Raw genomic sequence first — 22,437 nt, forward strand, 5'->3', positions numbered from 1 at the left:
GACTGATGCCAACAGAGAGGACGATCTATGTACAATACCCTCGGCAACCAGTACGATAACTCCCTGGTCTCAAACGCCTTTGGTTTCATGCGCTTCCCGCTCAACTTCCAGCCTTACGACAGCGATGCAGAGTGGGTGATCACCGGCGTTCCATTTGACGCCGCCACATCGGGCCGTCCAGGCAGCCGTCTGGGCCCAGGCGCTATCCGTCAGATCTCAACCAACCTTGCGTGGGAAGGCTGCCGCTGGCCGTGGGATTTCGATCTGCGTCAGCGCCTGAAGGTGGTTGACTGTGGCGATCTGGTCTATGCCTTTGGTGACTCGCAGGATCTTTCTGACAAACTGCAGGCGCATGCCGAAAAACTGCTGGCGAACGGCAAACGCATGATGACCTTTGGCGGCGACCACTACGTGACGTTGCCGCTGCTGCGCGCGCATGCGAAGCACTTCGGTAAGATGGCGCTGGTTCACTTTGATGCGCATACCGATACCTATTCCAACGGCCCGACCTTTGACCACGGCACCATGTTCTTCACCGCGCCGAAAGAAGGTCTGATCGATCCACAACACTCAGTTCAGATCGGTATCCGTACCGAGTTTGATAAGAGCCTTGGCTTCAACGTGCTGGATGCGGCGCAGGTTAACGATCGCAGTGTCGATGACATTCTGGCCGAAGTGAAACGCACCGTGGGCGATCTGCCGGTCTATCTGACCTTCGATATCGACTGCCTCGATCCGGCACACGCGCCGGGCACCGGTACGCCGGTCATTGGCGGACTGACCACCGATAAAGCCACCAAGCTGATTCGCGGTCTGCAGGGCATGAACATCGTCGGTATGGATCTGGTGGAAGTGGCGCCAGGCTACGATCACGCCGACCTGACTGCGCTGGCCGCGGCCACTCTGGCACTGGATATGCTGCACGTGCAGGCGGTAAATAAAGGCTGATGCGCCACGCTGGCCGGACTGCGTAAGCCCGGCCAGCTTGTCAGCACTGAAAGCGGCGTTCTGCCTGTCGGGTGGACGCCGCTTTGATCGTCACCACACGTCACGCCCTCTGCACCATCCCCTGCTTTAAACCCCGATTATCTCCTTCAGGTCCGCCAGGCGCGAACCGCTATCTGCAACTAAACTTACAGCGTAAAAATCGCAGAGTGGAGATGACCATGGGCTTTCTTGATGAACTGGCAGGCGCACTGGACGGCGGTCAGAGTGAAGGGCACCCGCCCGGGCAGTTGCAGGCGGTCTGGCACTGGGTGCAGGAGCAGGGCGGTATTGAGGTACTGCTGCATAAGTTCCAGCAGGGGGGATTAGGCGAGATATTCAGCTCGTGGATCGGCACCGGCGATAATCATCCGGTGGGCCACAGCGAGATTCAGTCGGCCTTTGGTCAGGAGGAACTGCAGTCACTGGCGGATAAGCTTGGCACCGACGTCAAAGGCGCATCGGGCACGCTGGCGGCGCTGCTGCCACAGTTGATCGATAAAATGTCGCCGCAGGGACGGATGGATGAGCAGGCGCTGCACGACAATAAGCTGGATTTAGGCTCGATGGTGGATCAGATATTCAAGCGTTAGCGATCTGCCTGACTCAGCGGGCGAAAGCGCGCACCGGGTACGCGCTCCGCAGGTGAAGATTATTTGCTGTCTGCTGCAATGCGCTCGCGGATGTGCTGGGCGCGCGCCTCAGACGCCGGGTGCGAATCAAACATCGAGCTCTGGCGTCCCTGCTCAAGTTTTGCCAGCTTCTCGAAACTGGTCGCCAGACCCATTGGATCGATGTTGCGCTTCTTCATCAGATCGTAAGAGTAATCATCAGCCTGGCTTTCCTGCGTCTGTGAGAACTGGGCATTGACCAGTTTTTCGCCCAGTTCGCCGAGCTGCGACTGCGACAGCGAACCGATCACACCACCGACAGAGGCCGCAGCCGTGCGGGCGGCGGTGGTGGCATACGCCAGCTGCATCGCTTTGCGGGTATGGCCCAGCGCCACGTGGCCCATCTCATGGCCCAGCACGCCTTCCACTTCATTATCATCCATCATATCCATCAGGCCGCTATAGACGCGAATACAGCCATTGGCCATCGCCCAGGCGTTAACGTCTTTGGTCTGATAAACCTTGTAGTTAGCCGGCACGCCATTGATGTTATCGCCCAGCGCGGCGGCAATTTTATTCAGACGCTGCTGATATTCACTGTTGGCGGGTGCAACCTGATTCTCTTTGTCCATCTGCTCACAGGATTGATCGCTCAGCTGCTTCACCTGATCATCGCTCAGGGTGTAGGCCTGATAGGCCTGGGCGCCCGACTGCATCAACGCGTTATTATCTAAACCCTGACAGCCACTCAGCAGCGTTGCCAGCCCAAGAGCTACTACCGTTTTTTGGATTTTCATTCCGTATCCCATTAATAACAAGGTAAGAAAAACAAACACCTGAAACATTGCCAGGTGATTAAACCCTTCGGTTATAGCGCGCCACTCAGCGCTTTGCTAGCAGACATCGCCGGAAAAGCCAGACGAAGCGGGCACATTTAGCGTTTTACAGCATGTACTTTTGCCATGTTTTTCATGTACATTGATCTGCAACTTTTTCCTTGTTTTGCCCGATAACTGATTAATAACAATAAGTTAAGGTGCGAAGCATTAATCCGACCTGGAGTAGAAAATGCCCTCTCGTAAAGAGCTTGCCAACGCCATTCGCGCGTTAAGTATGGATGCAGTACAGAAAGCTAAATCGGGACATCCGGGTGCCCCGATGGGCATGGCGGACATCGCTGAAGTTCTGTGGCGCGGCTACCTGAATCACAACCCAACTAATCCGCTGTGGGCCGACCGCGACCGCTTCGTGCTCTCCAACGGTCACGGCTCCATGCTGATTTATAGCCTGCTGCACCTCACCGGCTACGATCTGCCGATCAGCGAGCTGGAAAACTTCCGTCAGCTGCACTCAAAAACTCCAGGTCATCCAGAATATGGCTACACCGCAGGCGTTGAAACTACCACCGGTCCGCTGGGGCAGGGCATCGCTAACGCGGTCGGTTTCGCCATTGCTGAACGCACGCTGGCGGCACAGTTCAACCGTCCGGGCCATGACATCGTAGACCACAATACCTATGTCTTCATGGGTGATGGCTGCATGATGGAAGGTATTTCACACGAAGTCTGCTCACTGGCCGGTACCCTTAAACTGGGCAAACTGGTGGCGTTTTATGATGACAACGGTATCTCTATCGACGGTCATATTGATGGCTGGTTCACTGATGACACGGCAAAACGCTTTGAAGCCTACGGCTGGCACGTGGTGCGTGGCGTAGATGGTCATGATGCTGATGCGATTGCTAAAGCGATCGACGAAGCGAAAAGCGTCAGCGATAAGCCGTCGCTGCTGATGTGCAAAACCGTTATTGGTTTCGGTTCACCGAACAAAGCGGGCACCCATGACTCGCACGGTGCCCCGCTGGGCGATGATGAAGTGGCACTGACCCGCAAACAGCTGGGCTGGGAACATGCTCCTTTCGTTATTCCCTCTGATATCTACGCCGAGTGGGACGCTAAAGAAGCGGGCCAGGCAAAAGAAGCGGCCTGGGATAAGAAATTCGCCGCTTACGCTCAGGCACACCCTGAGCTGGCCGCCGAGTTCAAACGTCGCGTCAGCAATGAGCTGCCGGCTAACTGGCAGCAGGAGTCGCAGAAGTTTATCGAACAACTGCAGGCTAACCCGGCTAAAATCGCCAGCCGTAAAGCGTCACAGAATGCCATCGAAGCCTTTGGTAAAATCCTGCCAGAATATCTGGGTGGATCAGCCGATCTGGCGCCAAGCAACCTGACTATCTGGTCTGGCTCTAAGCCGATCAACGAAGACGCCGCGGGTAACTACATCCACTACGGCGTGCGTGAATTCGGTATGACCGCGATTGCTAACGGTCTGGCACTGCACGGCGGTTTCCTGCCGTACACCGCTACTTTCCTGATGTTCGTTGAATATGCGCGTAACGCGGCGCGTATGGCGGCACTGATGAAGATCCGTCAGATCATGGTTTACACCCACGACTCAATCGGTCTGGGCGAAGATGGCCCGACTCACCAGCCGGTAGAGCAGATGGCCAGCCTGCGCACCACGCCGAACATGAGCCTGTGGCGTCCGTGTGACCAGGTTGAATCGGCGGTGGCATGGAAATATGCCATTGAGCGTAAAGATGGCCCGACAGCGCTGATCTTCTCGCGTCAGAATCTGGCGCAGCAGGAGCGCAGCACTGAGCAACTGGCTAACGTGGCGCGCGGTGGCTACGTACTGAAAGATTGCGACGCGACGCCTGAACTGATCCTGATCGCTACCGGTTCAGAAGTTGAACTGGCGGTCGGTGCCTGGGATAAACTCACCAGCGAAGGTCGTCAGGTGCGCGTGGTCTCTATGCCATCAACCGATGCGTTCGACAAGCAGAGCGATGCTTACCGTGAATCTGTGCTGCCGAAAGCGGTCAGCGCACGCGTAGCTATCGAAGCGGGTATCGCTGATTACTGGTTCAAATATACCGGTCTGAACGGCGCTATCGTCGGCATGACCAGCTTCGGCGAATCAGCACCGGCCGATCAGCTGTTCGAAATGTTCGGCTTCACCGTCGATAACGTTGTCGCCAAAGCGAAAGCGCTGCTGGCGTAACATCAGTCAGGCGGGTTCACACCCGCCTGATTAAAATCAGAGGACGCCTCAGGCGTCCCTTTCGTTTTTATTCCTGTAGTAATAACTATCTTTTGCGTCGTTTTGTGACGCAGATCCAAATATACGCAGTCCGATTGATCACAATCATTCCTGTTATTCCTCCCATCCTTTATTGTGGCTGAACCGTTTCAGTTGCCGGGCAGATCGCCCCGGTTTCAGACAATGCCGGGTAAGAATCTCCTGTACAAACTACAGCGAAGCGCTCAGGCTAACGGCACGTTTTTTCCGTCTGACGTGGCAGGAGAGAGATGACCATACGGGTAGCAATAAATGGTTTTGGCCGTATTGGACGCAACGTATTGCGTGCGCTGTATGAAACCGGCCGTCGTGCTGAGATCACCGTCGTTGCCATCAATGAGCTGGCCGAAGCGACCGGTATGGCGCATCTGCTGAAATATGACACCAGCCACGGCCGTTTTGCCTTTGATGTGCGGCAGGAACGCGACGTGATGTGGGTCGGCGGCGATACCCTGCGCATTTTACACCGTGCTGAGATTGCCGATCTGCCGTGGCGCGAACTCGACGTCGACGTGGTGCTGGATTGTACTGGTGTCTACGGTTCGCGCGCCGATGGCGAAGCGCATCTGCAGGCGGGCGCGAAAAAAGTGCTGTTCTCGCATCCGGGCGGCAACGATCTCGATGCCACGGTGGTGTATGGCGTCAACCAGCAGTGGCTGAAAGCGACTGACTGCATCGTCTCGAACGCCTCCTGCACCACCAACTGCATTATTCCGGTGATCAAACTGCTGGATGACGCGTTTGGCATTGAGTCCGGCACCGTGACTACCATCCATTCAGCGATGCACGATCAGCAGGTGATCGATGCCTATCACAGCGATCTGCGTCGTACCCGGGCTGCCAGCCAATCGATCATTCCGGTGGATACCCGTCTGGCGGCCGGCATTACCCGTATTTTTCCGAAATTCAACGATCGCTTTGAGGCGATTGCCGTGCGCGTGCCAACGATTAACGTGACGGCGATTGATCTCAGCGTTTCTGTACGCCAGTCGGTCAGGGCGTGCGAAGTTAACGCCTTGTTGCAAAGCGCGGCAGAAGGGGCATTTCGTGGTATAGTTGACTATACGGAATTACCGTTAGTCTCAGTCGATTTTAATCATGATCCGCACAGTGCCATTGTGGACGGCACCCAAACGCGGGTCAGTGGTCAACACCTGATCAAGACCCTGGTCTGGTGTGATAACGAATGGGGCTTTGCTAACCGAATGCTCGACACGACGTTAGCAATGGCCGCAAGCGGTTTCAGGTAGGGCGCGGTTTGCGCCTGGCAAAACTTATGAGAATCAACGAGAGGGTTCACCATGTCTGTAATTAAGATGACCGATCTGGATCTTGCTGGCAAACGCGTTCTGATCCGCGCCGATCTCAACGTACCAGTGAAAGAAGGGAAAGTGACGTCAGATGCACGTATCCGTGCTTCTCTGCCTACCATCGAAGCGGCGTTGAAACAGGGCGCGAAAGTGATGGTTACCTCTCACCTGGGTCGTCCGACCGAAGGTGAATACACTGAAGAGTTCTCGCTGCTGCCGGTAGTTAACTACCTGAAAGAGAAGCTGAGCGGCACCAATGTGACCCTGGCAAAAGATTACCTCGACGGCGTTGAAGTCGGCGCTGGCGAACTGGTGGTGCTGGAAAACGTTCGCTTTAACAAAGGCGAAAAGAAAGATGACGAAGCGCTGTCTAAAAAATACGCAGCCCTGTGCGACGTGTTCGTGATGGATGCGTTCGGTACCGCACACCGTGCGCAGGCTTCTACCCACGGCGTCGGCAAATTTGCCCCAATCGCCTGTGCCGGTCCGCTGCTGTCTGCAGAACTGGAAGCACTGGGTAAAGTGATGAGCAACCCGGAGCGTCCGCTGGTCGCTGTAGTGGGCGGTTCTAAAGTGTCGACTAAATTCGACGTACTGCAGTCGCTGGTGAAAATTGCTGACACCGTCATCGTCGGTGGCGGCATCGCTAACACCTTCGTGGCTATCGACAACAACGTCGGTAAATCGCTGTATGAGCCAGACTTCGTTGAAGCGGCTAAAGGCCTGCGTGACCAGTACGGCATCCCGGTTCCAACCGATTCACGCGTTGGCACGGAATTCTCTGAAACTGCCCCGGCAACCGTGAAAAAGGTTTCGGAAGTGGCGGATAACGAAGAGATTATGGACTTCGGTGATGAAACCGCTCAGGCAATGGCCGCCATTCTGAAGGAGGCAAAAACCATCCTGTGGAACGGTCCGGTTGGCGTCTTTGAGTTCCCGAACTTCCGTAAAGGCACCGAAATCGTGGCGAACGCAATTGCCGACAGCGAAGCGTTCTCTGTCGCAGGCGGCGGTGACACCTTAGCGGCCATCGACCTGTTCGGTATCGAAGATAAAATTTCCTACATCTCGACCGGCGGCGGCGCGTTCCTCGAGTTCGTGGAAGGCAAAAAACTGCCAGCCGTTGCCATGCTGGAAGAGCGTGCGAAGCAGTAATCCTTTGGGGGGCGATGTCGGGTGGCATCGCCTGAAGTCTTGCCCGTCAGGGCGTTTAAATCGAGGTCCCCACAGGGGATCAACGGTCACGAAACAGGACACAATCATGTCTAAAATTTTTGATTTCGTAAAACCCGGCGTTGTCACTGGTGATGACGTACAGAAGATCTTCAAAGTTGCGAAAGAGAACAAATTCGCACTGCCAGCGGTAAACTGCGTCGGTAGCGACTCAATCAATGCGGCACTGGAAGCAGCGGCGAAAGTGAAAGCGCCGATCATCATCCAGTTCTCTAACGGCGGTGCCGCGTTTATCGCCGGTAAAGGTTTCAAAACCGACAAGCCACAGGGCGCAGCCATTTTCGGTGCTATCGCTGGCGCACACCACGTGCACCTGATGGCAGAACAATACGGCGTGCCGGTTATCCTGCATACTGACCACTGTGCCAAGAAACTGCTGCCGTGGATCGACGGTCTGCTGGACGCAGGCGAAGAGCACTTCAAGAAAACCGGTAAGCCACTGTTCTCTTCTCACATGATCGACCTGTCTGAAGAATCACTGGAAGAAAACATCGAAATCAGCAGCAAGTACCTGGCGCGCATGGCGAAAATCGACATGACGCTGGAAATCGAACTGGGCTGCACCGGTGGTGAAGAAGATGGCGTCGACAACAGCCACATGGACGCGTCTGCACTTTACACCCAGCCAGAAGATGTTAACTACGCCTACGAAAAACTGAATGCCATCAGCCCGCGCTTCACCATCGCGGCATCATTCGGTAACGTGCACGGCGTTTACAAGCCAGGCAACGTGAAACTGACCCCAACCATTCTGCGTGATTCGCAGAAATACGTGTGTGAAAAACACGGTCTGCCGCACAACGCGCTGGACTTCGTTTTCCACGGTGGTTCAGGTTCTTCTGCTGCAGAAATCGAAGAGTCTATCAGCTACGGCGTGATCAAGATGAACATCGATACCGATACCCAATGGGCGACCTGGGACGGCATCCTGCAGTATTACAAAAAGAACGAAGGCTATCTGCAGTCGCAGCTGGGTAACCCGGAAGGCGCTGACAAGCCGAACAAAAAATACTACGACCCACGCGTCTGGCTGCGTTCAGCCCAGGCCTCTATGGTGGTCCGTCTGGAGCAGGCTTTCAAAGAGCTTAACGCTGTCGACGTACTGTAATAGTCAGTGAGTTAGCGTACAAAAAAGGCCCGAAAGGGCCTTTTTTTATGCATCTGCGGCAGAAAATTGCGGTTAAACGACCCGCTGTTTGGCGCTTCAAACAATAATTGATTACCCTAGATCACGGGGTGTCGGATTACATCTGGCAGTTTTTGTTTATTCCCGGCGGGAATCCAATTACAGGGCTTATTAATGGAAGATTTACACGTCGTCGATGGCTTAACGAACGCAGGCAGCTGGCTGGTGCGCAATCAGGCGCTGATCCTCAGCTATGCCGTCAATATTGTGGCGGCTATCGCCATCATTATCGTCGGGATGATCATCGCCCGCATCATTTCTAACACCGTAAACCGTCTGCTGCGCGCACGACACATTGATGCCACCGTGGCTGACTTTCTCTCTGCGCTGGTCCGTTACGGGGTGATTGCCTTCACCATTATCGCGGCATTGGGACGGATTGGGGTCCAGACCGCTTCGGTAATTGCGGTACTGGGTGCGGCGGGTCTGGCCGTTGGTCTGGCGCTGCAGGGATCGCTCTCTAACCTGGCAGCCGGCGTATTGCTGGTGACTTTCCGTCCGTTCCGCACCGGCGAGTTCGTCGATCTGGGCGGCGTAATGGGCACGGTACAGCAGGTGCAGATCTTCTCAACCACCCTGAAAACGGCCGATGGCAAAGTGGTGGTGGTGCCGAACGGCAAGATTATCAGTGGGAACATCGTCAACTTCTCTCGTGAACCGATCCGCCGTAATGAGTTCATCATTGGCGTTGCTTACGATGCGGATGTTGATGAGGTGATCGCATTACTGCAGCAGGTAGTTGAAGCCGATAGCCGGGTGCTGAAAGAGATGGGCATTCAGATTGGCCTGAACGAGCTGGCTGCCTCTTCAATGAACTTTGTGGTGCGTTGCTGGAGCAACAGCGGCGATCTGCAGAACGTCTACTGGGACCTGCTGAAGAACTTCAAGCGGGCGCTGGATGCCAAAGAGATCGGCATTCCTTATCCGCAGCTGGATGTGCATCTGCATCAGCAAACACCGTCTGACGCAGTGTCATCTCCGGCTCAGCCACAGTAATCTCTCTCAATGGGCGGCAACCGTTGCCCATTAATTTCTCTAATTACAGATTAATTATTTCAATTTCCGCTAATCATCCAGCCTCTTTATACTGCGTCCCATCTTAACTTTCTCGGGACTTAATCCGGTGCTGACTCTCTATTTTCAAGGGCTTGCTCTTGGTGCTGCGCTCATCCTGCCGCTGGGGCCTCAAAACGCGTTCGTGATGAATCAGGGCGTAAAACGCCAGTATCATTTGATGACCGCCTCACTGTGCGCACTGAGCGATATTGTGCTGATCTGCGGTGGTATCTTCGGCGGCAGCGCCTTGCTGAACCAGTCGCCATTGCTGTTGATGCTGATCACCTGGGCCGGGGTGGCTTTTCTGCTGTGGTATGGCTGGGGCGCGCTGCGTACTGCTTTTAGCGGCAGCGTTGATTTAGCCGACGGCCAGCCGCTGAAGCAGGGAAGGGCGCGGATTATCGCCACGCTGCTGGCAGTGACCTGGCTGAATCCGCACGTCTATCTCGATACCTTCGTGGTACTGGGAAGTCTGGGCGGTCAGCTACCCACCACGACCGCCCGCCAGTGGTTCGCCATGGGCACCATCAGCGCCTCTATCCTGTGGTTTTTTGGCCTGGCGCTGCTGGCCGCCTGGCTATCACCACGGCTGCGCACCGCCAGAGCACAGCGCATTATTAACCTGCTGGTCGGGGTGGTGATGTGGTTTATTGCCCTGCAACTGGCGCGTCAGGGACTCGCCGGTTTTTAAACTTCACCCGAACAGGCTGCGGTAATTGCCGCGCTGAGGGCGAACTTTTGCCATAATGACCACTCAAAGCATGGCGCATACCGATGCGCTTTTGGGCTTCGCCGGTTGGAAGCCGTCATATTGACCTTTTCAAGGAGGACTTTCATGAAACTGAAAGCATTGGCTTTGGCCGCAATAATGAGCGCAGGGGCACTGCCCGGCGTACAAGCTGATGAGTTGCCGAATGGGCCGCACGTCGTGACCTCGGGTAAGGCAACGGTCGATGCCCGTCCGGACATCGCTACCTTATCCATCGTGGTTAACGTGTCATCAAAAGATGCCGCCGATGCGAAAAAGCAGGCCGATAGCCGGGTTGCGCAGTATTTCGATTTTCTGCAGAAAAATGGCATTGAGAAGAAAGATATCGATGCTGCTAACCTGAGTACCCAGCCAGAATACGATTACACCAAAGAGGGTAAATCGGTACTGAAAGGCTATCGTGCCGTGCGTCAGGTGCAGGTGACTCTGCGTCAGTTGGACAAACTCAACGATCTGCTGGATGGCGCGCTGAAGTCCGGCCTGAATGAGGTTCGCAGCGTTGAGTTAGGCGTGGCTAATCCGGAGAGTTATAAGCAGCAGGCCCGCAAAGCGGCAATCAAAAATGCTACTCAGCAAGCTTCAGAGCTGGCAGCCGGTTTCAACGCCCAGCTGGGCTCGATCTACAGCATTCGCTATCAGGTCGCCAACTACCAGCCGATGCCGATGAACCGTATGTATAAGGCCGCCGCTGCTGCCGATACGTCGGCTCAGGAAACCTACGATCAGCAAAGCATCAACTTTGACGATCAGGTCGATGTGGTGTTCGAGATCAAACCGAACACGCCATAATGAAAAACGGGGCCTGCGCCCCGTTTTCTTTTGTGGTTACGCGGCGACGTCATCCTGACGCAGCACGCGATGTCCGTGCGCGATCAGCGCATCGGTCACCCGCCGCATCAGACGGCTCTCCGGCGCGAAGCGATGCCAGTAGAGCATCCGGCGCTGATAGAGGCCGGGCGTCAAATCAATCAGCTCACCGCTCGCCAGCTCGCGCTCAATCTGCAAGTGCGGGATCATACAGCAGGTCGAACCCTGTCGCGCCATCTGCACAAAAGCTTCCGATGAATTGACGATATGGCAGGGCACGCTGCCCGGCGACAGATCGAAGTTTTGCTGCAGAAACGCCTGATGCATATCATCCAGATGGTCAAACGCCACGGCAGGCGCTTTCAGCAGGGCAGAACGGGTGACGCCGTTCGGGAAGAAGCGGTCGGCAAAGTCACGTGATGCGACGAACAGATAGTCGAGCGCACCCAGTTGATCCACCAGGCAACTCGGTAACGGCTGGGGCTGAATACTCACGGCACCGACCACTTCACCACGGCGTAAACGCTCCTGGGTACGGGTTTCATCTTCTACCTGCAAATTCAGCCGTACCGGTGAGTCGGCCAGCACATCTTTCAGCGCAGGCAGCAGCCAGGTTGCCAGACTGTCGGCGTTGACCGCCAGCGACAACAGCAGCGGCGTAGTACCGCTGTTTTCATCGCCCAGCCACTCCTCTTCCAGCAGCTCTACCTGATGCAACAGCGCCAGCAGTTTCTGGCCCTGTTCGGTCGGGCGAGGCGGGACGGTACGCACCAGCAGTGGCTGACCAAACAGATTCTCCAGCTGCTTGATACGCTGTGAAACCGCCGACTGCGTGATACATAATTTCTGTGCGGCGCGTTCGAAACCGCGTTCACGAATCACTGAATCCAGCGCCTGAAGCGTACGATAATCCGGGCGTTTCATTGTTATTTTCTCTCCTTCAGGGTGGACGTTACTATGCCACAAAAGTGTCACCTGTGAGCGACCGCGTGTTTTTTGTGGTCTGGCTTCCAAAGCGATAAATCCGCGTCTGTCACCCGAGCATTTTCAGTCAGCCTTGTTTTATACTACGCGCACTTCGTTGTCGCACAGGTTTTAAACATACCATGACCCAGGATGAACTGAAAAAAGCCGTAGGCTGGGCTGCACTCGATTATGTGCAGCCTGGTACGGTTGTCGGCGTTGGCACCGGATCGACCGCGGCCCACTTTATTGATGCGCTCGCGACGGTCAGGCATCAGATTGAGGGCGCGGTCTCCAGTTCCGACGCCTCAACCCAGAAGCTGAAAAGCCTGGGGATTCAGGTGTTCGATCTGAATGAGATCGACATTCTGTCGGTTTACGTCGACGGTGCCGATGAGATCAATCCGCAGATGCAGATGATCAAAGGCGGGGGAGCCGCGCTGACGCGTGAGAAAATCGTCGCCGCGGTGGCTGAAACCTTTATCTGCATTGCTGACGCCTCCAAAGAGGTCGACGTGCTGGGCCGTTTTCCGCTGCCGGTTGAAGTGATCCCGATGGCGCGCAGCTACGTGGCGCGTCAGCTGGTTAAACTCGGAGGATTACCGGAATACCGTCAGAATGTGGTCACCGATAACGGCAACATTATTCTCGACGTGCATAATCTGCGCATTCTCGATCCTATTGCGCTGGAAAAAACCATCAACGCCTTGCCCGGCGTGGTCACCGTCGGTCTTTTTGCCGCTCGGGGTGCCGATATCGCACTGATTGGCGGGCCTGACGGGGTTAAAACCATCAAAAAATGATCTGTCCGGCGTCATTACGGCGCCGGTTATTTCTGCCCGCAAAACATCTTTTCTCGCCAGGGTGAAATTTGGTGACTTATGTCACATTAGCGTCATCCACAGCGGGTTCGTTCTCCCTTCATCGCAGACATCACGATTTTGTACGGCAATGTGCTGTTGCTGAGCCTTGCCGTGCTGTCGGGCAGGCAATCGTTTGTATTGCCGGACGCGTATTTTTTGATATTTTGACAGAAGGCTGGCTTATGGCAGTCCTCAATGAATTCTGAATAGGGTCGGGAAATGGCAAAGGTATCACTGGAAAAAGACAAGATTAAGTTCCTGCTGGTGGAAGGTGTCCATCAGAGCGCGGTGGAAAACCTGCGGGCTGCAGGCTACACCAACATCGAATTCCACAAGGGCGCGCTGGACTCCGACGCGTTAAAAGCATCGATCCGTGATGCACACTTTATTGGTATCCGTTCCCGCTCCCAACTCACCGAAGAGATCTTTGCCGCAGCTGAGAAGCTGGTCGCGGTCGGCTGTTTCTGCATCGGGACTAACCAGGTTGATCTGCAGGCTGCTGCCAGCCGTGGTATCCCGGTGTTTAACGCCCCGTTCTCCAACACCCGCTCGGTGGCGGAACTGGTGATTGGCGAAATGCTGCTGATGCTGCGCGGCATCCCGGAAGCCAATGCCAAAGCCCACCGCGGTATCTGGAACAAGAACGCCAAAGGCTCGTTTGAAGCGCGTGGCAAAAAGCTGGGCATCATCGGTTACGGCCATATCGGCATGCAGCTGGGCGTGCTGGCTGAAAGCCTGGGGATGCACGTTTTCTTCTACGATATCGAAAACAAACTGCCGCTGGGTAATGCGACTCAGGTACGCCATATGGCGGATCTGCTTAACATGAGCGATGTGGTCAGCCTGCACGTGCCGGAGACGGTCTCCACCCAGAATATGATCGGTGCTGAGCAGCTGGCGCAGATGAAGCCTGGCGCACTGCTGATTAACGCCTCACGCGGTACGGTGGTGGATATTCCGGCGCTGTGCGAGGCGCTGGCCAGTAAACAGGTTGGCGGTGCCGCGATCGACGTCTTCCCGGTTGAGCCTGCGACTAACAGCGATCCGTTCATCTCGCCGCTTAGTGAGTTTGATAACGTGATCCTGACGCCGCACATTGGCGGATCGACGGAAGAAGCGCAGGAGAATATCGGTATTGAAGTGGCCGGTAAGCTGGCGAAATACTCCGATAACGGCTCCACGCTGTCAGCGGTTAACTTCCCGGAAGTGTCACTGCCGATGCATGGCGTCAGCGCCAGCCGTCTGCTGCACATCCATGAAAACCGTCCTGGCGTGCTGACGGCGATCAACCAGATTTTTGCTGAGCAGGGCATCAACATTGCGGCGCAGTATCTGCAGACATCGCCATTTATGGGCTACGTGGTGATTGATATTGATGCTGAGCCAGAGCTGGCTGACAAAGCGTTACAGCTGATGAAAGCGATTCCGGGCACCATCCGCGCCCGTCTGCTTTACTAAGCAAACTGCACCGCAGGTAACGCAACGCGTTGGCCCGGCTACGGGCGTACCTCAGGGATGAGGTGCGTAATCGCGTGGACCGGGCGTGTCATGGATGGCAGCTTTTGCGTCTTTCCGATCTGGCCGTGTTCCCTGCGCTGGCCCGATCTCACCACTCATCGGACAGACTTTGCCAGAAATATCAGGCGCTTCATTGCGCCTCCTTCATTCCAAACGTCTACTCCCACTGCCAGAGTTTTGACGGCGTCATTATCGCTGGCAAAGGCACATCCCAGTCGGCCACCGGCAGGCTATCGACGCGCTGACAGTCGTGCGCCAGGCCCACCGGCAGGAAACCGTGCTGCCGCCAGTTTTGCAGGGTGCGATCGTAAAAACCGCCACCCATCCCCAGGCGCTGTCCATACTGGTCGAAAGCCACCAGCGGCACCATCATCACATCAAGCTGATCCAGGGTAATCAACTGCCGGATGTCCAGCGGCGGCTCGGGAATGCGCAGCTTATTGCGCACCAGTTGGGTTTCGGTTGAGTAGCGCAGAAACAGTAAGTTGCCGGGCGAGAAAGGGTGTAAAACCGGCAGGAAGACCTGCTTTTTCTGCTGCCACAGTCGGGCAATCAGCGGGCGGGTGTTGAGTTCGCCATCGACCGACAGAAACAACGCCACGTTTTGTGCGGCAGTGATCGGGGCGTAATTGAGGGCGTGTTCAGCGAGTTGCTCTGCCGCCTGTTCCTGCTGCTCATCGGTCAGTGCGTGCCGCAGATGACGGACGTGCTGGCGAATAGCCTGGCGCTGGCCTTGAAGCTGGAGCTGAGAAGAGTCAGACATGGTTTCCCCGCCGGATAAGTCGCTGTTGAAGCAACTATAACATGACAGTTGGGGAAAAATACCGGGACCACAAGAGGACGCGCTGGGAACTACAGAAGAGAGATCTCCGAGATGCCGCCGTAGGCTGTAACCCTTGAACCCTTGGTTCAAGGTGAACATGCCGTCGTAACCATCAGGCTTCTCGGACGAACCGAGCATGCACACAGGTCACAGAGCGTCACATTCTGTTTTTTCGAAATATCGGCTCAGGGGACTGGCCCACATGCAAACATCTCAGAGAAAATTTACCTCACCGTTACCTGATTATAGCAACCATGAAGTTTTATTCGAACTTCGCACCCTCACGCTCAGAGATGCGACCTTGCTCAACCAGTGCCTGTTCAATCGTCTGCTGCAACATACGGATACGCTGTTCCATATTAGCAGCATAATCGCGCGTTTTCACTTTCTCTTGCGCCAGCTCGTGGCAGACGTTTAACGCGGCGATGAACACCAGTTGTTCTGTATTGGTGACTCTAGTGCGAACTTTTAGATCTTGCAACCGTTGATTGAGATCTTCAGCCGCTGCATTCAGCGCATCTTGCTGTTCAGGCGGACAATTCACTCTCAACGAACGACCAAAAATTTGTAAATCTACCGGTTGTGCAGACATGCCACCTTCCTGACTGATTACTTCGCCCGCAACTCCCTTAGCAGTCAATGGCTTGGGAGGCGGGCAACTATATAGACCCGCGAAATAAGTTACAACCCCTTTTCTGGAAACCTTGAGGCAGCTAGTGGTAGCATAACACGAACTTATTCTGCCAACGACGATGAAAACTTATGTCCTTACAGAACGCAACCCCCGATTACAACGCGCTGGCGGCGGCGCTCTCACAGCAGGGCGTAGGAATGACCCCCGCAGAAATGCATGGCTTGCTGAGCGGCATCCTGTGCGGCGGCAATCAGGACCCCAGCTGGAAGACTCTGGTGCACGATCTGGCCAATGAAGGCATGGCGTTTTCACAAAGCCTGTCGATGCCGTTACAGGCACTGCATGAAAATATCGCCACCACCCTGGAAGATGAGGGATTCCTGTTTCAACTGCTGTTACCCAGCGATGATGACATCACGGTATTCGATCGCGCCGACGCGCTGGCCGGCTGGGTGAATCATTTTCTGCTCGGCCTTGGCGTGACACAGCCTAAACTGGATAAAGTCACTGGCGAAACCGGTGAGGCGATTGATGATTTACGCACCATCGCCCAGTTGGGTTACGAAGAAGATGAAGATCAGGAAGAGCTGGAGCAGTCGCTGGAAGAGGTGATTGAGTATGTCCGTGTTGCAGCGCTGCTGTGCCACGATACCTTTACCCGTCCACAGCCGACCGCGCCAGAAGTCCAGAAACCGACGCTACACTAAGCTTACGATAACGGGTCACCCGGTCAGTTTAAACAGGTCAGATTACAGGGAGTGCAGAGATGATTTCACTGGACAGATTCCAGCAGCGTCGACAGGCGCTGTTAGCGAAAATGGTTCCTGGCAGCGCCGCGTTGCTGTTTGCCGCGCCTGAAGTGACGCGCAGCAACGACACTGAATACTCATTCCGTCAAAACAGCGACTTCTGGTATTTCACCGGCTTCAACGAGCCGCAGGCGCTGCTGGTGCTGATTAAAAGTGATGAAACGCACAACCATAGCGTCCTGTTTAACCGGGTGCGCGATCTGACAGCAGAAGTCTGGTTCGGGCGTCGTCTGGGTCAGGATGCGGCACCGGCAACGTTGGGTGTCGATCGCGCCCTGCCGTGGAACGATATTGGTGAGCAACTGCACCTGCTGCTCAACGGTCTGGATGTGGTTTACCACGCGCAGGGTGAATATGCGGAAGCTGACACGCTGGTGTTTAACGCGCTGGATAAACTGCGCCGCGGTTTCCGCCAGAATCTTAGCGCACCGGCCACGGTGACAGACTGGCGTCCATGGGTGCATGAGATGCGCCTGTTCAAAGATGCGGATGAGATTGCGCTGTTACGCCGTGCTGGCGAAATCAGCGCGCTGGCCCATACCCGCGCGATGCAGGCCTGCCGCCCAGGGATGTTTGAATATCAGCTCGAAGGCGAAATCCATCACGAATTTAATCGCCACGGGGCGCGCTTTCCCGCCTACAACACCATCGTTGGCGCCGGTGAAAACGGCTGCATCCTGCACTACACCGAGAATGAAAGCGAACTGCGTGATGGCGATTTGGTGCTGATCGACGCTGGCTGCGAATTCCACGGCTATGCCGGTGACATTACCCGCACCTTCCCGGTTAACGGCAAATTCAGTGCCCCGCAGCGCGCACTCTATGACATCGTACTGACATCGTTGTATACCGCGCTCAGCCTGTTCCGTCCGGGGATCAGCATCCGCGAAGTGAATGATGAAGTGGTGCAGATTATGGTCAGCGGTCTGGTAGAGCTGGGTGTACTGCAGGGGGAGGTCGACACACTGATTGCCGAAGAGGCCCATCGTCAGTTCTATATGCATGGCCTCAGCCACTGGCTGGGGTTAGATGTGCATGATGTCGGTCACTATGGCACGCCCAGCCGCGATCGCGTGCTTGAGCCAGGCATGGTCCTGACCATTGAGCCAGGGCTTTACATCGGCCCGGATGCCGATGTACCGGCAGAATATCGCGGCATTGGTATTCGTATCGAAGATGACATTCTGATCACCGAAACCGGCAATGAAAATCTTACCGACAGCGTGGTGAAGGATGCCGCAGCGATCGAAGCATTAATGGCGGCGGCAAAAACAGCATGAGCATTCTGATTGCCGGTGGCGGCATGACCGGCGCGACGCTGGCGCTGGCAATATCCCATCTGACCCAGGGCCGGTTGCCGGTGACGCTGATTGAAAGCAGCGAACCCGCCAGCCGGGCACACCCCGGCTATGATGGTCGCGCCATTGCGCTGGCGGCGGGCACCTGCCAGCAACTGGCCGATATCAACCTGTGGCAGCGTATTGCCGGCTGCGCCACGCCAATTACCCGGATTCATGTTTCCGATCGCGGTCATGCGGGCTTTGTTTCGCTGGCGGCAGCTGATTACGACATTCCGGCGCTGGGGCAGGTGGTAGAGCTGTTTGATGTCGGACAGCGTCTGTTTACTGAACTGAAGAAAGCGCCGGGCGTCACTCTGCGCTGTCCGGCTCGCGTTACTCAGGCCAGCCGCAGCGAGCAACAGGTAACGGTAACGCTTGATAATGGCGAGCAGCTAAATGGCGATCTGCTGGTGGCGGCAGACGGCTCACGCTCTGCGCTGGCCGCCTCCTGCGGCATTCAGTGGCAAACCGATGACTATCAGCAGCTGGCGTTGATTGCCAACGTCACTACGGCGTTGCCACATCAGGGGCAGGCGTTTGAACGCTTCACCGAGCACGGTCCGCTGGCTCTGTTGCCGATGTCAGATCATCGCCTGTCGCTGGTGTGGTGCCACCCGCTGTCACAGCGTGACGCGCTCACGCGCTGGAGCGAAGCCGAATTCCTCAGTGAACTGCAGCGGGCGTTTGGCTGGCGACTGGGCAAATTTACCCATGCCGGTCAGCGGGAATACTACCCGCTGGCGCTGCAACGGGCGGTGCAGCCGGTCACGCATCGTGTGGCGGTGGTCGGCAATGCGGCGCAGACGCTGCACCCAATTGCCGGACAGGGCTTTAACCTTGGCCTGCGTGACGTAATGTCGCTGGCCGAGACGCTGGCGTCAGCCCATCAACAGCAACAGGATCCCGGCAGCTATGCGGTACTGCAACATTATCAGCAGCGCCGTGAGCAGGATCGCGCCGCGACCATCGGTATTACCGACGGCTTAGTGCGTATCTTTGCCAACCGTCATACGCCGTTGGTCATCGGGCGTAATCTGGGTCTGCTGGCGATGGATCATCTGCCGTGGCTACGAAATCAACTGGCTGAGCGCACGCTTGGCTGGGTTAAGCGTTAATAAAGAGGCTTTGATGCAAACTTTTGATGTGGTGATTGCCGGTGGCGGTATGGTCGGACTGGCAGTGGCTTGTGGCCTGCAGGGCAGCGGACTGCGCATCGCGGTACTGGAAAAATCTCCCGAGCCGCCAGCCAGCCTGAGTGATACACCCTCGATTCGCGTCTCGGCTATCAATGCGGCCAGTGAGCGTCTGCTACAGAAGCTGGATGTCTGGTCGACCATTCTCTCGCTGCGTGCCAGTGCGTATCACGGTATGGAAGTGTGGGATAAGGACAGTTTCGGTACCATCGCCTTTGGCGATCAGCAGCAGGGGCTGTCTCACCTGGGCCATATTATCGAAAATCCGGTGATTCATCGCGCCCTGTGGCAACGCGCCAGCGCCTGCAGCGACGTGACGCTGATGGCATCCGCCGAGCTGCAGCAGGTGGCGTTTGGCGATAACGAAGCCTTTATTACCCTGCAGGATGGCAATATGTTAACCGCGCGTCTGATGATTGCGGCTGACGGAGCCAACTCCTGGCTGCGTAACAAAGCCGATATCCCGCTGACCTTCTGGGATTACGATCATCACGCGCTGGTCGCTAACGTCCGCACCGGGATGCCGCACGATGCGGTAGCGCGTCAGGTGTTCCATGGCGACGGTATTCTGGCTTTCCTGCCGATGCAGGACCCGCATCTGAGTTCGATTGTCTGGTCGCTGTCACCGCAGGAGGCGAGCCGGCTGGAAAGTATGCCGGAAGCGTTATTCAATCAGCAGCTGTCGGTGGCGTTTGATATGCGGCTTGGTCTGTGCCAGCTGGAAAGCGAGCGCAAATCGTTTCCTCTGACGGCGCGCTATGCCCGAAATTTTGCCGCGCACCGCCTGGCGCTGGTCGGGGATGCGGCCCACACCATTCATCCGCTGGCAGGACAGGGCGTGAACCTGGGCTTTATGGACGCGGCTGAACTGATCGGTGAAATTCGCCGGCTGCATCAGCAAGGCAAAGATATCGGACAGCACCTCTATCTGCGCCGCTACGAACGCAGCCGTAAGCACAGCGCCGCGCTGATGCTGGCCGGCATGCAGGGCTTCCGTGAGATGTTTGCCGGTAACAACCCGGCAAAAAAACTGCTGCGCGATGTCGGCCTGAAGCTGGCAGACAGCCTGCCGGGCGTTAAACCGCTGATGCTGAAGCAGGCGATGGGCCTGAATGACCTGCCGGCGTGGCTACGCTGAACCCGCTCTGACCCGCTCCCGAGCCAGCATTTGCTGGCTTTTTTTCTGTCCGAAACCCACTCCCGAGCCAGCATTTGCTGGCTTTTTTTCTGTCCGAAACCCACTCTGCACCATCACAAGGCAGCGCCGCACCACTATCGCCCCTCGTTTGATTTATTCTAATTTTGCCGCTCAATTCGCATTACTTTTTCTTATTCGGTGCATCGGCGAGTACCGCATTTTTTTAACATCCTGAACGGCTTCTCGCATAAATTTGCTGCGTTTATTTAACCTTCCTACATTTATTGCGTGATTAATCACAAAATTGCAGTTTTTTATCCTGTCGGTGATTAATCCTGGTTAGGCTGTGCATCAGCTTTCGACCCCGGTTTGCTTATGGTTAATCGCCAGGTTCGGTGGTAACGTCAGCCTAAAGAGAACGTTTGCGTCGGCAGGGTTTGCGGCGCGCTTTGGTACTCACTCGCTTCTGCACAGGATGGTTATGACTCAGCAAACACCTCTGTTTGAACAGCATCAGGCCTGCGGCGCTCGCATGGTGGATTTTCATGGCTGGATGATGCCGCTGCACTATGGCTCCCAGATGGATGAGCATCATGCGGTGCGTAATGACGCCGGCATGTTTGATGTCTCCCACATGACCATTGTTGACCTGAAAGGCCCGCGTACCCGCGAATTTCTGCGCTACCTGCTGGCAAATGACGTGGCAAAACTGACTCAGCCCGGCAAGGCGCTCTATACCGGCATGCTGAATGCATCAGGTGGCGTCATTGATGATTTGATTGTTTACTTTATGAGCGAAGACTTTTTCCGGCTGGTGGTGAATTCCGCAACGCGGGAGAAAGACCTCGCCTGGATCGCTGAACATGCGCAGGGCTACGGCATTACGCTGACCGAACGTGACGATCTGGCGCTGATTGCCGTACAGGGGCCGCAGGCCCAGCAGAAAGCGCAGACGCTGTTCAGCGAGACACAACGGCAGGCGGTATCCGGGATGAAGCCGTTCTTCGGCGTACAGGCGGAGGCGCTGTTTATTGCCACCACCGGCTACACCGGCGAAGCGGGATATGAGATTGCGTTACCGGCAGACGAGGCGGCCGATTTCTGGCAGCGGTTGCTGGCCGCCGGAGTAAAACCTGCGGGTCTCGGTGCACGTGACACGCTGCGGCTGGAAGCCGGCATGAACCTGTACGGTCAGGAAATGGATGAAAGCGTTTCACCGCTGGCTGCCAACATGGGCTGGACGGTGAGCTGGGAGCCGGCCGATCGGGCCTTCATCGGACGTGAAGCGCTGACGTTACAGCGTGAACGCGGCACCGAAAAACTGGTCGGGCTGATCCTGACCGAAAAAGGCGTGCTGCGTAACGGCTTGCCCGTGCGCTTTACCGACGATCAGGGCGAGCCACAGGAAGGGATCATCACCAGCGGTTCGTTTTCGCCCACTCTGGGTTACAGCATTGCCCTGGCACGCGTGCCAGCCAGTATCGGCGACACCGCCATCGTTGAGATCCGTAACCGCCAGATGCCGGTAAAGGTTACCCGACCGATTTTTGTCCGCGCCGGTAAACCGGTCGCCCAGTAAATTTTATTCAGGAGAAATGGCCAATGAGCAATGTGCCAAATACGTTGAAGTACCGCGACAGCCACGAGTGGGTGCGCAAAGAAGAAGATGGTTCTTATACCGTAGGCATCACCGAACATGCGCAGGAACTGCTGGGTGACATGGTGTTTGTCGATCTGCCTGAAGTCGGCGCAACCTTTGCTGCTGGTGAAGAGTGTGCAGTCGCCGAATCAGTCAAAGCGGCCTCCGACATCTATGCACCGATCAGCGGTGAGATTGTTGCGGTTAACGATCTTCTGTCCGATTCGCCAGAGCAGGTCAACAGCGAACCTTATGACGGCGGCTGGTTATTCAAAATCAAAGCCAGCGACGAGTCTGAAATTGACACGCTGCTGGACGCGGATGCTTACAAAGCCTCTATCGACGAGTAATCGTCAGGCGGCCTCGCGCAGAGGCCGCAGATTTCTGTTTGCACTCTCTGTTCCCCAGCCCGATTCAGGA

At 56.0% G+C, this 22,437-nt stretch carries 21 protein-coding genes and 1 other RNA gene; 17 read left to right on the forward strand and 5 right to left on the reverse strand.

Annotated elements, in window-relative coordinates; translation table 11 throughout:
- Positions 1-27: 27 nt before the first annotated feature.
- Positions 28-948 (forward strand): agmatinase, encoded by a 921-nt coding sequence (gene speB / locus ACLIBF_RS04475; protein ID WP_031375771.1) that lies wholly within the window; start codon positions 28-30, stop codon positions 946-948.
- 218 nt (positions 949-1,166) lie between these two features.
- Positions 1,167-1,577 carry a YidB family protein gene (locus ACLIBF_RS04480; RefSeq protein WP_031375770.1) on the forward strand — a complete coding sequence of 137 codons (411 nt, stop codon included), beginning with the start codon at positions 1,167-1,169 and terminating at the stop codon, positions 1,575-1,577.
- Between the two features lie 59 nt (positions 1,578-1,636).
- On the opposite strand, the gene loiP is transcribed toward ACLIBF_RS04480, so the two are convergent.
- A complete protein-coding gene (loiP, locus tag ACLIBF_RS04485; protein WP_031375769.1) occupies positions 1,637-2,392 on the reverse strand; it encodes a metalloprotease LoiP in 756 nt (251 codons plus the stop codon).
- 271 nt (positions 2,393-2,663) lie between these two features.
- Here loiP and tkt point away from each other — a divergent pair, with 271 nt between their 5' ends.
- From tkt to ACLIBF_RS04520, 7 genes are all read left to right on the forward strand, one after another.
- Positions 2,664-4,658, forward strand: coding sequence for a transketolase (tkt, locus tag ACLIBF_RS04490; protein WP_069728851.1), 1,995 nt, complete (start codon positions 2,664-2,666; stop codon positions 4,656-4,658).
- Between the two features lie 308 nt (positions 4,659-4,966).
- A complete protein-coding gene (gene epd / locus ACLIBF_RS04495) occupies positions 4,967-5,986 on the forward strand; it encodes an erythrose-4-phosphate dehydrogenase (protein WP_031375767.1) in 1,020 nt (339 codons plus the stop codon).
- Positions 5,987-6,037: 51 nt separating this feature from the next.
- Positions 6,038-7,201 (forward strand): phosphoglycerate kinase, encoded by a 1,164-nt coding sequence (gene pgk / locus ACLIBF_RS04500; RefSeq protein WP_031375766.1) that lies wholly within the window; start codon positions 6,038-6,040, stop codon positions 7,199-7,201.
- Positions 7,202-7,307: 106 nt separating this feature from the next.
- The gene (fbaA, locus tag ACLIBF_RS04505; protein ID WP_031375765.1) at positions 7,308-8,387 is read left to right on the forward strand and encodes a class II fructose-bisphosphate aldolase; all 1,080 of its coding nucleotides are present in this window, start codon (positions 7,308-7,310) and stop codon (positions 8,385-8,387) included.
- A 192-nt stretch (positions 8,388-8,579) separates the two neighbouring features.
- Positions 8,580-9,461, forward strand: coding sequence for a small-conductance mechanosensitive channel MscS (gene mscS, locus ACLIBF_RS04510; RefSeq protein WP_069728852.1), 882 nt, complete (start codon positions 8,580-8,582; stop codon positions 9,459-9,461).
- A gap of 127 nt (positions 9,462-9,588) precedes the next feature.
- Complete coding sequence (gene argO, locus ACLIBF_RS04515; RefSeq protein WP_031375763.1) at positions 9,589-10,212, forward strand: arginine exporter ArgO; 624 nt, start codon at positions 9,589-9,591, stop codon at positions 10,210-10,212.
- Positions 10,213-10,356: 144 nt separating this feature from the next.
- A complete protein-coding gene (locus ACLIBF_RS04520) occupies positions 10,357-11,079 on the forward strand; it encodes an oxidative stress defense protein (RefSeq protein ID WP_031375762.1) in 723 nt (240 codons plus the stop codon).
- Between the two features lie 36 nt (positions 11,080-11,115).
- On the opposite strand, the gene ACLIBF_RS04525 is transcribed toward ACLIBF_RS04520, so the two are convergent.
- Positions 11,116-12,021: a LysR family transcriptional regulator ArgP gene (locus tag ACLIBF_RS04525; protein ID WP_009087111.1), complete on the reverse strand. Its 906-nt coding sequence runs from the start codon at positions 12,019-12,021 to the stop codon at positions 11,116-11,118.
- Between the two features lie 182 nt (positions 12,022-12,203).
- On the opposite strand from ACLIBF_RS04525, the gene rpiA reads away from it, so the two are divergent.
- Positions 12,204-12,863, forward strand: a complete 660-nt coding sequence (gene rpiA, locus ACLIBF_RS04530) for a ribose-5-phosphate isomerase RpiA (RefSeq protein WP_046289231.1) — start codon at positions 12,204-12,206, stop codon at positions 12,861-12,863.
- Positions 12,864-13,142: 279 nt separating this feature from the next.
- Entirely contained in the window at positions 13,143-14,381 is a 1,239-nt protein-coding gene (serA, locus tag ACLIBF_RS04535) for a phosphoglycerate dehydrogenase (protein WP_031375760.1), read from the forward strand.
- 217 nt (positions 14,382-14,598) lie between these two features.
- Here the strand turns inward: serA and ACLIBF_RS04540 are convergent, their stop codons facing one another.
- The 3 genes from ACLIBF_RS04540 to zapA all read right to left on the reverse strand — a co-directional run bounded on the left by ACLIBF_RS04540 (position 14,599) and on the right by zapA (position 15,856).
- Positions 14,599-15,204 carry a 5-formyltetrahydrofolate cyclo-ligase gene (locus tag ACLIBF_RS04540; protein WP_069728854.1) on the reverse strand — a complete coding sequence of 202 codons (606 nt, stop codon included), beginning with the start codon at positions 15,202-15,204 and terminating at the stop codon, positions 14,599-14,601.
- Between the two features lie 99 nt (positions 15,205-15,303).
- Positions 15,304-15,487: non-coding RNA, 6S RNA (gene ssrS, locus ACLIBF_RS04545), on the reverse strand.
- Between the two features lie 39 nt (positions 15,488-15,526).
- A complete protein-coding gene (zapA, locus tag ACLIBF_RS04550; RefSeq protein WP_031375758.1) occupies positions 15,527-15,856 on the reverse strand; it encodes a cell division protein ZapA in 330 nt (109 codons plus the stop codon).
- Positions 15,857-16,026: 170 nt separating this feature from the next.
- Here zapA and ACLIBF_RS04555 point away from each other — a divergent pair, with 170 nt between their 5' ends.
- The 6 genes from ACLIBF_RS04555 (at position 16,027) to gcvH (ending at position 22,367) form a co-directional block, all read left to right on the forward strand.
- A complete protein-coding gene (locus tag ACLIBF_RS04555) occupies positions 16,027-16,605 on the forward strand; it encodes a YecA/YgfB family protein (protein ID WP_031375757.1) in 579 nt (192 codons plus the stop codon).
- Positions 16,606-16,664: 59 nt separating this feature from the next.
- Positions 16,665-17,987: a Xaa-Pro aminopeptidase gene (gene pepP, locus ACLIBF_RS04560; RefSeq protein WP_031375756.1), complete on the forward strand. Its 1,323-nt coding sequence runs from the start codon at positions 16,665-16,667 to the stop codon at positions 17,985-17,987.
- Positions 17,984-19,162: a 2-octaprenyl-6-methoxyphenyl hydroxylase gene (gene ubiH, locus ACLIBF_RS04565; RefSeq protein WP_031375755.1), complete on the forward strand. Its 1,179-nt coding sequence runs from the start codon at positions 17,984-17,986 to the stop codon at positions 19,160-19,162. Before pepP ends, ubiH begins: the two co-directional genes overlap by 4 nt.
- A 13-nt stretch (positions 19,163-19,175) precedes the next feature.
- Positions 19,176-20,378, forward strand: a complete 1,203-nt coding sequence (gene ubiI / locus ACLIBF_RS04570; RefSeq protein ID WP_031375754.1) for an FAD-dependent 2-octaprenylphenol hydroxylase — start codon at positions 19,176-19,178, stop codon at positions 20,376-20,378.
- 481 nt (positions 20,379-20,859) lie between these two features.
- Complete coding sequence (gene gcvT / locus ACLIBF_RS04575) at positions 20,860-21,957, forward strand: glycine cleavage system aminomethyltransferase GcvT (RefSeq protein WP_031375753.1); 1,098 nt, start codon at positions 20,860-20,862, stop codon at positions 21,955-21,957.
- 23 nt (positions 21,958-21,980) lie between these two features.
- Positions 21,981-22,367 carry a glycine cleavage system protein GcvH gene (gene gcvH / locus ACLIBF_RS04580; RefSeq protein ID WP_031375752.1) on the forward strand — a complete coding sequence of 129 codons (387 nt, stop codon included), beginning with the start codon at positions 21,981-21,983 and terminating at the stop codon, positions 22,365-22,367.
- Positions 22,368-22,437: the final 70 nt, after the last annotated feature.

It is taken from the genome of Pantoea sp. PGP6 (assembly GCF_053474785.1).